This is a genomic window from Anoxybacillus kestanbolensis (assembly GCF_001996285.1).
Taxonomy (GTDB): domain Bacteria; phylum Bacillota; class Bacilli; order Bacillales; family Anoxybacillaceae; genus Anoxybacillus; species Anoxybacillus kestanbolensis_A.
Map to the genome: position 1 here is coordinate 1 of NZ_MQAD01000012.1, position 13,268 is coordinate 13,268.

General features: G+C 39.9%; 14 protein-coding genes, 1 tRNA gene, 2 rRNA genes, 1 other RNA gene and 1 other annotated feature. Of the genes, 3 read left to right on the forward strand and 15 right to left on the reverse strand.

The window, feature by feature from the left end; all coding sequences use genetic code 11:
• From BO219_RS08500 to tadA, 8 genes are all read right to left on the reverse strand, one after another.
• A 16S ribosomal RNA gene (locus BO219_RS08500) occupies positions 1 to 87 on the reverse strand; the annotation flags it as partial.
• Between the two features lie 182 nt (positions 88 to 269).
• Positions 270 to 536 carry a pro-sigmaK processing inhibitor BofA family protein gene (locus BO219_RS08505; protein ID WP_035018392.1) on the reverse strand — a complete coding sequence of 89 codons (267 nt, stop codon included), beginning with the start codon at positions 534 to 536 and terminating at the stop codon, positions 270 to 272.
• 86 nt (positions 537 to 622) lie between these two features.
• Positions 623 to 844, reverse strand: a complete 222-nt coding sequence (locus tag BO219_RS08510; protein WP_006323958.1) for a YaaL family protein — start codon at positions 842 to 844, stop codon at positions 623 to 625.
• A complete protein-coding gene (recR, locus tag BO219_RS08515; RefSeq protein WP_004888493.1) occupies positions 844 to 1,440 on the reverse strand; it encodes a recombination mediator RecR in 597 nt (198 codons plus the stop codon). The genes BO219_RS08510 and recR overlap by 1 nt, the downstream gene beginning before the upstream one ends.
• A gap of 9 nt (positions 1,441 to 1,449) precedes the next feature.
• A complete protein-coding gene (locus tag BO219_RS08520; protein WP_035018391.1) occupies positions 1,450 to 1,773 on the reverse strand; it encodes a YbaB/EbfC family nucleoid-associated protein in 324 nt (107 codons plus the stop codon).
• 16 nt (positions 1,774 to 1,789) lie between these two features.
• Entirely contained in the window at positions 1,790 to 3,469 is a 1,680-nt protein-coding gene (gene dnaX, locus BO219_RS08525; protein WP_077429215.1) for a DNA polymerase III subunit gamma/tau, read from the reverse strand.
• Positions 3,470 to 3,577: 108 nt separating this feature from the next.
• Positions 3,578 to 3,842, reverse strand: an RNA gene (gene ffs, locus BO219_RS08530) — signal recognition particle sRNA large type.
• 73 nt (positions 3,843 to 3,915) lie between these two features.
• The gene (gene tadA / locus BO219_RS08535; protein WP_006323966.1) at positions 3,916 to 4,404 is read right to left on the reverse strand and encodes a tRNA adenosine(34) deaminase TadA; all 489 of its coding nucleotides are present in this window, start codon (positions 4,402 to 4,404) and stop codon (positions 3,916 to 3,918) included.
• 135 nt (positions 4,405 to 4,539) lie between these two features.
• Here tadA and BO219_RS08540 point away from each other — a divergent pair, with 135 nt between their 5' ends.
• Positions 4,540 to 5,178 carry a deoxynucleoside kinase gene (locus tag BO219_RS08540; protein ID WP_012573788.1) on the forward strand — a complete coding sequence of 213 codons (639 nt, stop codon included), beginning with the start codon at positions 4,540 to 4,542 and terminating at the stop codon, positions 5,176 to 5,178.
• A complete protein-coding gene (locus tag BO219_RS08545) occupies positions 5,175 to 5,843 on the forward strand; it encodes a deoxynucleoside kinase (RefSeq protein WP_077429216.1) in 669 nt (222 codons plus the stop codon). The genes BO219_RS08540 and BO219_RS08545 overlap by 4 nt, the downstream gene beginning before the upstream one ends.
• 128 nt (positions 5,844 to 5,971) lie before the next feature.
• Here BO219_RS08545 and BO219_RS08550 read toward each other — a convergent pair.
• The 6 genes from BO219_RS08550 to guaB all read right to left on the reverse strand — a co-directional run bounded on the left by BO219_RS08550 (position 5,972) and on the right by guaB (position 12,332).
• Positions 5,972 to 6,064 (reverse strand) — tRNA-Ser (locus BO219_RS08550).
• A gap of 78 nt (positions 6,065 to 6,142) precedes the next feature.
• Positions 6,143 to 7,417: a serine--tRNA ligase gene (serS, locus tag BO219_RS08555; RefSeq protein ID WP_077429217.1), complete on the reverse strand. Its 1,275-nt coding sequence runs from the start codon at positions 7,415 to 7,417 to the stop codon at positions 6,143 to 6,145.
• 54 nt (positions 7,418 to 7,471) lie between these two features.
• Positions 7,472 to 7,687: a binding site (T-box leader), on the reverse strand.
• Between the two features lie 56 nt (positions 7,688 to 7,743).
• Positions 7,744 to 8,322 (reverse strand): pyridoxal 5'-phosphate synthase glutaminase subunit PdxT, encoded by a 579-nt coding sequence (gene pdxT, locus BO219_RS08560; RefSeq protein ID WP_035021170.1) that lies wholly within the window; start codon positions 8,320 to 8,322, stop codon positions 7,744 to 7,746.
• Positions 8,323 to 8,340: 18 nt separating this feature from the next.
• A complete protein-coding gene (gene pdxS / locus BO219_RS08565) occupies positions 8,341 to 9,225 on the reverse strand; it encodes a pyridoxal 5'-phosphate synthase lyase subunit PdxS (protein WP_004888477.1) in 885 nt (294 codons plus the stop codon).
• Between the two features lie 212 nt (positions 9,226 to 9,437).
• Positions 9,438 to 10,724: a D-alanyl-D-alanine carboxypeptidase family protein gene (locus tag BO219_RS08570; RefSeq protein ID WP_226373798.1), complete on the reverse strand. Its 1,287-nt coding sequence runs from the start codon at positions 10,722 to 10,724 to the stop codon at positions 9,438 to 9,440.
• A gap of 141 nt (positions 10,725 to 10,865) precedes the next feature.
• Complete coding sequence (guaB, locus tag BO219_RS08575; protein ID WP_077429219.1) at positions 10,866 to 12,332, reverse strand: IMP dehydrogenase; 1,467 nt, start codon at positions 12,330 to 12,332, stop codon at positions 10,866 to 10,868.
• Between the two features lie 116 nt (positions 12,333 to 12,448).
• Between guaB and BO219_RS08580 the strand changes: the two genes are divergently transcribed.
• Positions 12,449 to 13,150, forward strand: a complete 702-nt coding sequence (locus tag BO219_RS08580; protein WP_077429220.1) for a YaaC family protein — start codon at positions 12,449 to 12,451, stop codon at positions 13,148 to 13,150.
• Positions 13,151 to 13,170: 20 nt separating this feature from the next.
• On the opposite strand, the gene rrf is transcribed toward BO219_RS08580, so the two are convergent.
• Positions 13,171 to 13,268, reverse strand: a 5S ribosomal RNA gene (gene rrf, locus BO219_RS08585); the annotation flags it as partial.

Below are 13,268 nucleotides of genomic sequence, written 5' to 3' on the forward strand. Positions count from 1 at the left end.
AGCAAGCTTTCGATTCGTCCGCTCGACTTGCATGTATTAGGCACGCCGCCAGCGTTCGTCCTGAGCCAGGATCAAACTCTCCATAGAAAGTTCATATCTCTAGCTTTTACGCTGCTGTTTTGTTCAGTTTTCAAAGAACAACAAAGACATGAATTATAATACTACAAAAAATATCATTCGTCAACATCTTTTTATTATCAACAACGACATTTAGTAATATATCATGAATGCGTATGTTCGTCAACAAAAAAATAAACGGATATGTCCGTTTATGAAATGACATATTGTTGAAGGAAAATGAGTGCTACAACACCAGGAATACCTAGAAATCCGGTAACCGCTACTGTAAACAAATTAATCGGCAGATGAATACCTAATACACCACCAACAACATTAATTAAAAAAATAAATAAAGCCCCGATCACTAAACGAGCAATTCCTTCTCCAATGAATCGAGTCAAGCGTATCGGAATACCAATAAGCAAAATAATGACAATTAAACTAACGATCGACACAATGACAACAGTTTCATTCATCATTTTCTCCCCTTCAAGCTGTTTTATTTTTAAATATATGCCCACCTCTTTTCTATATGACAAGCCCATATGAAAGGGAAGGGGAATCATCCCTTCCCAATTGTCACTTTTCGCTTTTTTGCTTCTCGAAGGAGAAATAAATATTTTGCTTCAGCAATTTTTAAATCGAAGATGACTTTGTCGGATGGTTCGACACTTTTTTCTATTAATTGTTTTTTTCCCATCCAATCATCACGATAACGTTGCAAACGTTCAATCAGCTGATCGTTAAATTGTTTACGTAGCCATCCTTTTTTCTTCCAAAACACTACAATTCCCTTCTTCCTTCAAGAGCTTTAGATAACGTCACTTCGTCCGCATACTCCAAATCGCCACCAACCGGTAACCCGTGAGCAATGCGCGTAATTTTTACACCCGTTGGTTTTAACAAGCGTGAAATATACATAGCGGTTGCTTCACCTTCGATGTTTGGATTCGTGGCTAAAATTACTTCTTGAACCGTTTCATCTTGAAGACGTCTAAGCAGCTCAGCAATTTTAATATCTTCCGGACCAATTCCTTCCATTGGTGAAATCGCACCATGTAACACATGATACAACCCGTTATATTCTTTCATTTTTTCCATAGCAATGACGTCTTTCGGATCTTGAACGACACAAATGATGGAACGATCACGCTTATCATCTTCGCAAATATAACAAGGATCTTTATCCGTAATATGGCCACACGATGAGCAATATGTTAAATTTCTTTTCGCATTTACAAGCGCTTTTGCGAAATCTAGTACTACATCTTCTTTCATGTTTAACACAAAAAACGCCAGACGGACGGCCGTTTTCGGTCCGATGCCTGGCAATTTCATAAAACTGTCGATTAGCTTCGATATCGGCTCTGGATAATACATACGAACCCCCTAGAATAATCCCGGTATGTTCAATCCTTTTGTAAACTGCCCCATTGTTTCTGCTGTTAACTCATCTACCTTTTTCAACGCATCATTCGTTGCTGCAAGCACTAAATCTTGCAACATGTCGATATCTTCTGGATCAACAACTTCCTCTTTAATTCTCACTTCTAAAATTTGTTTATGACCGTTCGCGACAACAGTGACCATTCCGCCTCCTGCTGTTCCTTCAACCGTTTTTTCTGCTAACTCTGCTTGCGCTTTCTCCATATCTTTTTGCATTTTTTGCATCTGTTTCATCATTTTTTGCATATTTCCCATTCCACGCATCATGTTCATCATTCCTCCATTATTCTTTAATTTCGATTAAATTTTCACCAAACCATTTTTTCGCTTCGGAAATGAATGGGTCTTCCTGCTCGTGTTGTTCATCCCCATTTGTTTGTTGCCGAATGAACTGCTCGCGAATTCGAAGCCATTCGCTTTCAGGAACAGGGATCGTATCGAGTTTTTTCCCTGTTAGCTCGAATAATACTTGCTCTAAATTATCTTTGACATAGTTGCTATTGTCAGCAACCATCTTACAATGAATTTCATATTTGAATTTTAACACAAAAGCTGTGCTACTTGCTGCTACAGGTTCACTTTCTTGTAATAATGCTGCATGGGACACTTTATTTTGCTTCTTCAGCAAATCAAGCACATGCCCCCAATTCCCTTTAACAAGAGATAAATGCTGATGCGTTGCTTGGCGAAGCACTTCATGAATGCGTCCTATCGGTATTTTATAGTCTGTGCGAATATTTTTTACCGTTTTTTTCACCGGTTCACTAACTTCCGAAGCAGAAGGCTTCACACCTGTTTCTTTTAGTTTCTCCAATTGTTGCTCAAGCTGTTTTACCTTCTCCTCTAAATCTAGGGAGGAAGTAGATTTTATCGCATGCTCCTCTTCATAACAAAGTTTTACGATCGTGACTTCCATATGAATACGTGGATGATTTGTCAAACGCATATCGTGTTGGCTTTTGCTTAACAAATCGATCGCTTCATATATGAACGATGTCGGAATCATGTCAGAAAGCTCTCGAAATCGCTCATCTACGAGCACGCGATGCGTCACATCCTCAAGCTGTGGCGCTGCTTTATATAAAAGCATATCTCGGTAATAATAAATTAAATCTTCGACAAGACGATTCGGATCTTTTCCTTGTTCCATTAAATCTTGAAAAAGACGTAATGCCTCAACCGTCTTTTTTTCATACATCGCATGAATTAAATCCGCAATTTTCCGCTGTGAGACAGCGCCTGTAACCGCTAACACATCTTCAAGTAACACCCGATCATCACTAAAAGAAATGGCTTGATCAAGCAAGCTTAACGCATCACGCATTCCACCATCAGCAGCACGCGCAATCGCAAACAATGCTTCTTCCTCTACATCTATCCCTTCTTCAGCAACAACCGTTTTTAAACGTGAAACGATGGATTTGAGCTCAATGCGCCGAAAATCAAACCGCTGACATCGAGAAACGATCGTTAACGGAATTTTGTGAGGCTCTGTTGTCGCTAAAATAAAAATGACATGTTTCGGTGGTTCCTCCAATGTCTTTAATAACGCATTAAACGCCCCAATGGACAACATATGCACTTCATCGATAATATACACTTTATAAGGTGCTGAGGTTGGGGCAAATTTCACCTTATCGCGAATATCACGAATTTCATCTACTCCGTTATTTGATGCTGCGTCAATCTCTAACACATCTGAAATCGAACCGTTCATAATGCCTAAACAAGTCGGACATTCGTTGCATGGCTCTGCTGTTGGACGATGCTCGCAGTTTACCGCTTTAGCGAAAATTTTAGCTATACTTGTTTTTCCTGTCCCACGTGGACCAGAAAATAAATATGCATGTGAAATCTTTTGTTGAAGCAGGGCATTTTGCAACGTTTTTGTGACGTGTTCTTGACCGACAACATCTTTAAAGCTTTGTGGCCGAAAAACACGATATAAAGCTCTATAACTCACGAAACTGCCCTCCTCTTTGCTTGTATCCTAATCATTATATCATTAAAAAACGCATGAAAAAAGCACTTGCCATTTGAGCAAGTGCCTGTGTCCTATCTATGTAAATTGCCGTGCACCTTCTGTCGACTAGCTGCCATAAACGTTACTAGAGTAGTTAGCTCGGTTCAGGCACCCCTGCGGCACATGGGATTGTCCGCTTACTGCTGCTTCCTTCCGGACCTGACAGGGTTCACGGATTCCCATTGCGCAGGACCCAAACGTCAACACCACTTACTCTAGGCAGACTCTACAGCAAACTAGCCTAAAGAAGGAATTCAGCCTCGCTAGAGCGGATTGCGAGTACAGGGCACCGCTACCTCCCCGCTTAGCACGGCAATGCGTTATCTCTAACGCAAGTATAAGTATATCTCTTTTTCATCCAAATTGCAACGACTACACAATGGAATTTAATTGGAACTAATACTACTTTTTTCTTCTTTTTTTCGTTGACGCAACTGTCGAAAAAATTCACTTAGCATATAGCCACATTGGTCAGCTAATACCCCACTAACAACTTCCGATTGGTGATTAAATCTCGGTTCTTGTAATAAATTCATTAATGTCCCTGCACATCCCCCTTTCGGATCGCTTGCCCCAAACACAACGCGTTTGATCCGAGACAGAACAATTGCCCCAGCGCACATGGCACAAGGTTCTAACGTCACATACAACGTTGCTTGTTCTAGTCGCCACGTTCCTAGTTTTTTACATGCTTCATCAATAGCTAAAAGCTCCGCATGAGCAATCGACCGCTGATCCCGTTCGCGCAAATTATGGGCTCGCGCAATCACTTGGTCGTTATATACAATAACAGCACCGATAGGCACTTCTCCTATTTTTTCTGCTTTCTTTGCTTCTTCGATCGCTAAATGCATGTAATACTCATCATTTTTCATCTTTTGAAACTCCCGTACCTTTTTATCATCTATAAAGTATATCAAAACAAAAAAGCAACATACAGACTAATCATTTTATGTTAAAATAAATTTTGTCTGTCTACACAGACGGTTTCACCTGAAGGAGGTTACACAATGTCCCGCGTGCCCTTTATTACTGTGGAAGGCCCAATTGGTGTTGGAAAAACATCATTAGCTAAGGTCATCTCAACCCATTTTCAATATGAGCTGTTAAAAGAAATTGTTGATGAAAATCCTTTTTTAGGTAAATTTTATGAAAACATCGAAGAATGGAGTTTCCAAACGGAGATGTTTTTTCTATGTAATCGCTATAAACAGCTAGAAGATGTCGAAAAAAATTTTTTAAACAATGGGAAACCGGTTGTAGCTGACTACCATATTTTCAAAAACTTAATCTTTGCTAAGCAAACGTTAAAAGGAAAGCAGTACGAAAAGTATGTACGAATTTATGACATTTTAACAAACGACATGCCAAAACCAAATGTCGTCATTTATTTGCACGCTTCATTACACACGTTGTTAGAGCGTATTGCTATGCGTGGTCGCGAATTCGAAAAAAACATTGACCCGAACTATTTACAACAACTATCTCATGCTTATGAACAAGCAATGGAACAATTTGAACAAGCCCATCCCCACATTCCTGTATTGCGATTTAACGGAGATGAACTTGACTTCGTTCATCGTGACAAAGATCGATTTTATATTTTAAATGAACTGCAATCTGTTCTCAAAAGGAGCTTAGAACAATGAACTTACGAGAAAAATATCATATTCCGAGCGATGCTGTCATTACCATTGCTGGAACGGTCGGTGTAGGAAAATCAACGATGACAAAAGCGTTAGCTGATGCGCTTCAATTTCGCACTTCTTTTGAAAAAGTAGATACAAATCCTTATTTAGATAAATTTTATGCCGACTTTAAACGTTGGAGCTTTCACCTTCAAATTTACTTTCTCGCTGAACGATTCAAAGAACAAAAACGTATTTTTGAATACGGAGGAGGATTTGTCCAAGATCGCTCCATTTATGAAGATACAGGTATTTTTGCAAAAATGCATTATGAAAAAGGTACGATGTCGAAAGTCGACTATGAAACGTATACAAGTTTATTTGAAGCGATGGTTATGACACCATATTTTCCTCATCCTGATTTACTTATTTATTTAGAAGGAAGTTTTGAGGAAATTATTAAACGTATTCGTGAGCGCGGTCGTCCAATGGAGCAGCAGACGCCAATCGAATATTGGAAAGAAATGTATGAAAGATATGAGAGATGGATCAATAGCTTTAATGCTTGTCCTGTTTTGCGTATTAACATCAATGAATATGATATTATTCGTGATGCTCAATCAATCGAACCGATTGTCGCAAAAATTGGATATATGATTGAACAATATCGCAAGTTAAAAAAATAAGGATGCCTAGTTCAGGCATCCTTTACTTTTTATTCTTATATAAAACAAAAATTCGTTACATATCGTAACGAATTATTTCAATAAACAATCTCCATTTTATGCGCTGTGGTTTGCAAACATCTAAATGATGGCGGAGGAGGAGGGATTCGAACCCCCGCGCGCCTTTCGACGCCTCTCGGTTTTCAAGACCGACCCCTTCAGCCAGACTTGGGTACTCCTCCGTATCGACATGTATTAATTTATCATAATGATCATCGTATGTCAATATTTTTTATAAAAAAGGGGAGCAAGTTCTCCCCTTATGAAATCACTTCTTTCCCCCCCATATATGGTCGAAGTACTTCTGGAATGACAACTGTTCCATCTTCTTGTTGGTAATTCTCCAAAATCGCTGCCACTGTTCGTCCAATCGCTAGACCAGACCCATTTAACGTATGCACATGTTCTGGTTTTGCCTTTGGATCTCGTCGGAAACGAATATTTGCACGACGAGCTTGAAACGCTTCAAAATTGCTACAAGAAGAAATCTCCCGATACGTTCCATAGCTTGGTAACCATACTTCAATGTCATATTTTTTCGCAGCAGTAAATCCTAAATCAGCTGTACACATGCTCATCACACGATACGGCAAACCTAGTAGTTGTAAAATACGCTCTGCATCATTTGTTAGCTTTTCGAGCTCTTCGTAAGAATCTTCTGGTTTGACAAATTTAACAAGTTCTACTTTATTGAACTGATGTTGACGAATTAATCCGCGCGTATCTCTTCCTGCCGAACCAGCTTCCGAACGGAAACATGCGCTATAAGCAGCGTATTTAATCGGTAAATCATCTGCTGATAAAATTTCATCACGATGTAAGTTTGTTACAGGAACTTCAGCTGTTGGAATTAAAAAGTAATCTTCGCTTTCGATACGAAATGCATCTTCTTCAAACTTCGGAAGCTGCCCCGTTCCCGTCATGCTTGCTCGATTAACGATGTATGGCGGAAGAACTTCTTCATATCCGTGTTGTTCAACATGTACGTCTAACATAAAGTTAATCAATGCACGTTCCAAACGTGCCCCAAGTCCTTTATAAAATACAAATCGGCTTCCTGTCACCTTTGCTGCTCTTTCAAAATCTAAAATCCCAAGTTGATCAGCAATTTCCCAATGTGGTTTCGGTTCAAAGGAAAATGAACGCGGTTCACCCCATTTACGAATTTCTACATTATCGTCTTCTGATTCACCAATTGGAACAGATTCATGTGGAATGTTTGGAATGGATAAAAGCAATGTTTCAAGCTGTTGTTCTACTTCGCGCAATTCATCATCAAGTACTTTAATCCGATCACCAACTTGGCGCATTTCAGCAATGAGATGATCCGCATCTTTTTTTTCACGCTTTAGTAAAGCAATTTGTTGCGACACATCGTTTCGCTTATTTTTTAATTCCTCCGCCTGTGCAATGAGTTCTCGACGACGACGATCGAGTTGCTCAAATCGTTCGAAATCCGCTAAATCCTCACCACGATGTTGAAGTTTTTGTTTTACTTCTTCAAAATTAGTACGTAAAAATTTTAAGTCTAACATCAACATGCCTCCTTTTTATTTTGATTAATGAAATAAAAAACTCCCGTCCCGAAAGAAAGGGACGAGAGTGCTCCCGCGTTGCCACCCTAGTTGAAGACATACGTCTCCCACTCGAGAGATATAACGGTTCTCACCGGAAATGCCTACTGACTTAACGCGTTCAGCATTTCGCTCCAGGATGGATTCACAAGTCGTTCCTGCCGATTTGCACCGACCATCGGCTCTCTGAAAGGAAGAGGGCTTGCTACTAGTTCCTGTCATCGCTTTTTCTTCATATCATTTTCTTGGAAATAATGTACTATAAGTTTAAACAAAATGCAACCCGTTTATTCTTTTGTCTCTTTCACCATGTTGATAAAGTATTGCGTCATACGATGGTCGTCTGTTAATTCTGGATGAAACGAACATCCTAAAAATTGTCCTTGTCTTGCCGCGACAATGCGATCCTCATATGTCGCAAGCACATCAACATCGGCTCCTACAGATACAATGTGCGGAGCTCGAATAAATACACCAATAAAGTCATCCGCGACACCTTTAATTGCTAAAGATGCTTCAAAACTTTCACGTTGACGACCAAATGAGTTGCGTTCAACCGTAATATCCATTAAACCGAGATGCGGCTCATCGTAACCAACAATTTTTTTCGCTAAAATGATTAAGCCTGCACACGTTCCAAACATCGGCTTCCCTTCGCCTGCAAATTGCTTCAGCGGTTCAATAAAGCCGTATTTATCCATCAAACGACGCATCGTCGTACTTTCCCCACCTGGAATGATAAGGCCATCAATCTGTGTCAATTGCTCGACCTTTTTAATCACTACCGCTTCTGCACCACACGCTTCAATCGACCGTACATGTTCACGCACGGCCCCTTGCAATCCTAATACTCCTATTTTCACCATATTCATTGCTCCTTTACATTACCATCCGCGTTCTTGCATTCGTTGTTCAGGAAGCAACGAAGAAATATCAATCCCTTTCATCGCTCCACCTAATCCTTTTGATAAGTGGGCAATTAATTCGTAATCTTCATAATGAGTTGTCGCCTCTACGATAGCACGTGCATATTTTTCAGGGTTTTCTGATTTGAAAATACCAGAACCAACAAATACACCATCAGCACCTAAATGCATCATTAATGCTGCATCCGCTGGTGTCGCAACACCACCTGCTGCAAAGTTAACGACAGGAAGGCGACCGAGACGTTTGATTTCCAATAATACTTCAAACGGAGCACCTAAATTTTTCGCTTCTGTCATTAATTCGTCTTCGCTCATGCTGACGACTTTACGCACTTGCGCGTTTACTTTACGCATATGGCGAACTGCTTCAACAATATTCCCTGTACCCGGCTCACCTTTCGTACGAAGCATAGAGGCGCCTTCGGCAATACGACGAGCTGCTTCACCTAAATCACGGCAACCACATACAAATGGCACAGTAAATTGACGTTTATCAATATGAAATTCTTCGTCTGCTGGCGTTAATACTTCACTCTCATCAATGTAGTCTACGCCGAGCGCCTCTAATACGCGCGCTTCCACATAGTGACCGATACGCGCCTTCGCCATCACCGGAATAGATACTGCTTTCATCACTTCTTCAATAACTGTCGGATCAGCCATGCGGGCAACGCCACCAGCTGCACGAATATCAGCTGGAACGCGCTCAAGAGCCATCACTGCAACAGCACCTGCTGCTTCTGCGATTTTCGCTTGTTCTGCATTCACGACGTCCATAATGACGCCACCTTTTTGCATTTCCGCCATTCCGCGTTTTACACGTTCTGTACCTGTAACCGCCACCGTTCATTCCTCCCATTATGTATATCGTTATTGTGATATTGTACTGAAAAATAAGTTTAACGACAACTATTCATCGCTTCAGTACACTATCCATATTCTAGCATACGTTTTTACTAGGTAAAAGTGTAGAAACACTAGCTACATTTTTTTATTTTAACTCAATTTTTAAAAAAATCACAATAAAAATTTTAAAGCCCTCTAAAAAGAGAGCTTTAAAATAAACCTTTGATTGCATTTGAAGCACCACTCCAAATATCGCTAAACAGTTCACCAATGGCGCGCAGCGCTAAAATAAAGCCATTTGCTTTCTCTACAGCTCGCTTTGTTACGATGTCAACTTGTGCTGCTTTTTCCCCTTCTTTCGTTAAATAGCCGTAGTCTGTCCCTGCATATTCCACGTACATATATCCTACTTTTTGACCTTTTTTCACAGGGGCTGTTAACGTTTCTTTTTCAATAACAACAACAGGTTTATATTTTTTCTCTTCCCCGCGTTTAATAACAAGCGATAGTGGTTGTTTTGTCGCGATCGCAACTTCTTTTTCTTTCCCTTTTTTTACGGTGACTGTTTTATGTTTTTTCGTCGTATAGCCTTTTGGATACAACTTTTGCACAGTATAGTTGCTAAACGCATAGTCTAACATTTTTCTCGTCTGTTCAAAACGTGATAAATGTGTACCCTTACCATTCGTTTTTGCATTCATCACAACGGTAATAAAGCGCATACCATTCCGCTCTGCTGTACCTGTAAAGCAATACCCTGCAAACTCTGTATATCCCGTTTTTATACCATCTACACCTTCATATGCTGCGATAAGTCCCGGAAGCATCCAGTTCCAGTTATCCATTTTAATTTGGTCATCTGTTCCTTCTCGGAAATACTTTCGGGGAATACTTGCCGTTTCTAAAATTTCCGGGAACTCGTGATATAAATGATATGCTAATGTCGCTACAGCACGGGCAGACATGACGTTCTCTTCATTATCTCCACTACCTGCAGGGTGCATTCCCCCCAAATCTTTGTTATTGAGTCCGGTTGCATTAACAAACTTGTAATCTTTTAATCCCAGCTCTTGCGCTTTTTCATTCATCATCTTCACGAAATTCGTCTCCGAGCCACCAACAATTTCTGCGATTGCAACCGTCGCCCCGTTTGCTGAGTAAATCGCCATTGCTTCGTATAATTCACGTACTGTATATTTTCCATCTTTTCTTAACGGAACATTCGATAAATCGCGCTTTTGAGAAATTTGATATACATACTCACTTACTGCATATTCTTGATCCCATTTCACGCGTCCTTCATGAATGGCCTCTAGCAACAAATACTCCGTCATCATTTTTGTCATACTAGCAATCCCTAAAACGGCATCAATATTTTTTTGGTATAAAATTTTTCCTGTTTCCGCTTCAACGAGAATAGCGGCATCTGCTTCAATATTGAGCACGTCTTCTTCCGCTTTTATATTTTGCGGTAACGTCGCCATAAATAAGAACATTGCTACAATGGAAATGATGAAGCTCTTGTACGATGTTTTCACGCTCAAACCCTCCAACTCTGTTTTACATAACCGTTATTTTAACATACTCTTGTAAAAAAAAATAGACAGAGGAATCTTCCACCTCTGCCTATGTATTTACTACATAAATGAATAGTTTGGCGCTTCTTTCGTAATTTGGACGTCATGTGGATGGCTTTCTCTTAGTCCTGCTCCAGTCATGCGCACAAATTGCGTTTTTTCTCGCAATTCTTCTAAATTTCTCGTTCCGCAATAGCCCATTCCTGCTCGCAATCCACCGACAAGTTGATAAATGGTATCAGCAAGCGGCCCTTTATAAGGTACTCTTCCTTCAATGCCTTCCGGAACAAATTTTTTATTATCTTCTTGGAAATAGCGGTCTTTACTTCCCTTTTCCATCGCTCCAACTGATCCCATACCGCGATATACTTTAAATCGTCTACCTTGATAAATTTCTGTTTCCCCCGGACTTTCAGATACACCTGCGAGCAAGCTTCCGAGCATAACCGCATGTCCACCAGCTGCTAAAGCCTTTACAATATCACCAGAATATTTAATTCCCCCATCAGCAATAATTGAAACACCATATTTCCTTGCTTCTGTTGCACAGTCATAAATGGCTGTAATTTGAGGAACACCGACACCTGCGACAACCCGTGTCGTACAAATTGATCCTGGACCGATACCGACTTTAATGATATTTGCTCCTGCTTCAATTAGATCTCTTGTCGCCTCTGCTGTCGCGACATTTCCAGCGATAATGTTCAATGTCGGGTAAGTGTCGCGAATTTTCCGTACCGTTTCAAGCACTCCTTTAGAATGACCGTGGGCTGTATCAACTACAATGACGTCAACGTTTGCCTCCACAAGCTTTTTCACGCGCAACATCGTATCTGATGTCACCCCAACAGCCGCCCCGACAAGAAGACGTCCTTTCGCGTCTTTTGCTGCGTTTGGAAATTCAATCACCTTTTCAATATCTTTAATAGTGATAAGTCCTTTTAACACACCTTGATCGTCAACGAGAGGGAGTTTTTCAATTTTGTGTTTTTGTAAAATTTTTTCAGCTTCTGCTAATGTCGTTCCAACAGGAGCAGTAATTAAGTTTTCTTTTGTCATCACATCAGAAATTTTCATTGAGTAATCTTGAATGAAGCGTAAATCACGATTTGTAATAATTCCAACAAGCTTTTGTTCTTCAGCATTGTTCACGATCGGAACGCCTGAAATACGATATTTACTCATTAAATGTTCCGCATCATATACTTGATGTTCGGGGGTTAAAAAGAATGGATCGGTAATTACCCCGCTTTCTGAACGCTTTACTTTATCGACCTGTTCCGCCTGTTGTTCAATTGACATGTTTTTATGAATAATTCCTAATCCACCTTGACGCGCCATCGCAATCGCCATTTCCGACTCTGTTACCGTATCCATTCCTGCGCTAATAATCGGGATGTTCAATTTTAATGTTTTGCTTAGCTCAACCGTTAGGTCGACATCACGCGGCAACACTTCTGACTTCGCTGGAATTAAAAGGACATCATCAAACGTCAATCCTTCTTTCGCAAATTTTGTTTCCCACATTGTTTTTCCCCCTCACTTTGGAAATATTAATTAGTAGAGTATCAACTTCGCTTTTTTCTGTCAAGAAAACATAAAAATGTTAGATAATTCGATCAATTAAATAAGGAGAGCATACGATGTGGGAAGTATTTTACTCTTCAAATTTTGTACATCAATTTTTACTTGAACGCTACAAACAAGAAGGGAGAGAAGATGCAGAAAAGAAAAGTTATGATAATTGTTATCCGTTTATGTACTACTTACAACATGGAAAAAAATTTTATGACACAGCTCGCCAAGCACCATTGGCGATCAAACCTGTTTTATTATTTTATGGAAATGTACAACTTCTTAAAGCGTGTTTATTAACTATTCATGCTGACTACCCAGAATCCTCTACCGTTTTGGCACACGGAGTGTCAACGAGAAAGAGAAAAAAACAAAACTATGATTTTTTTAAAGACGAAGTAAAAATTCAAAAACACGGTTTGTTTACTTATTTTTCTGAAAAAATGTTTCATGTGAAACATGCATATGGGGAAAAATTTTGCATGAAACAGTTGTTAGAGCAGATAGAGGAGCTAACTCCTTTATTTGATTTATATTTTAAACAAGCAAATGGACAAAACAAGCGTATTCATGAAATCATCGCTCACTATTTATTACTATACAATTTAAGTATGATCTGCCGTTATGAAACAGAATGGTGGTACGATCTTCTCCACAGTTATTCCAATGACGCATATCCGTTTATCGTACAGTTTTTAGACGTAACTGAAAGAAAAGTACCGAAATATTTGTATGACTATTTATTACATAATAAAAAAGACCAAGACTAACTTGTCTTGGTCTTTTTCTTGCCCGGCAACGTCCTACTCTCGCAGGCGGTGTCCCGCCAACTACCATCGGCGCTGGAGAGCTTAACTTCCGTGTTCGGGATGGGAACGGGTGTGACCC

Coding starts and splice junctions, on each gene's coding strand:
- tadA (WP_006323966.1), bottom strand. CDS start 4,404: ATGAAAAATGATGAGTATTACATGCATTTAGCGATCGAAGAAGCAAAG.
- BO219_RS08570 (WP_226373798.1), bottom strand. CDS start 10,724: ATGTTCTTATTTATGGCGACGTTACCGCAAAATATAAAAGCGGAAGAA.
- pdxT (WP_035021170.1), bottom strand. CDS start 8,322: ATGGTGAAAATAGGAGTATTAGGATTGCAAGGGGCCGTGCGTGAACAT.
- BO219_RS08540 (WP_012573788.1), top strand. CDS start 4,540: ATGTCCCGCGTGCCCTTTATTACTGTGGAAGGCCCAATTGGTGTTGGA.
- guaB (WP_077429219.1), bottom strand. CDS start 12,332: ATGTGGGAAACAAAATTTGCGAAAGAAGGATTGACGTTTGATGATGTC.
- serS (WP_077429217.1), bottom strand. CDS start 7,417: ATGTTAGACTTAAAATTTTTACGTACTAATTTTGAAGAAGTAAAACAA.
- BO219_RS08580 (WP_077429220.1), top strand. CDS start 12,449: ATGTGGGAAGTATTTTACTCTTCAAATTTTGTACATCAATTTTTACTT.
- BO219_RS08545 (WP_077429216.1), top strand. CDS start 5,175: ATGAACTTACGAGAAAAATATCATATTCCGAGCGATGCTGTCATTACC.
- BO219_RS08505 (WP_035018392.1), bottom strand. CDS start 536: ATGAATGAAACTGTTGTCATTGTGTCGATCGTTAGTTTAATTGTCATT.
- recR (WP_004888493.1), bottom strand. CDS start 1,440: ATGTATTATCCAGAGCCGATATCGAAGCTAATCGACAGTTTTATGAAA.
- BO219_RS08520 (WP_035018391.1), bottom strand. CDS start 1,773: ATGATGCGTGGAATGGGAAATATGCAAAAAATGATGAAACAGATGCAA.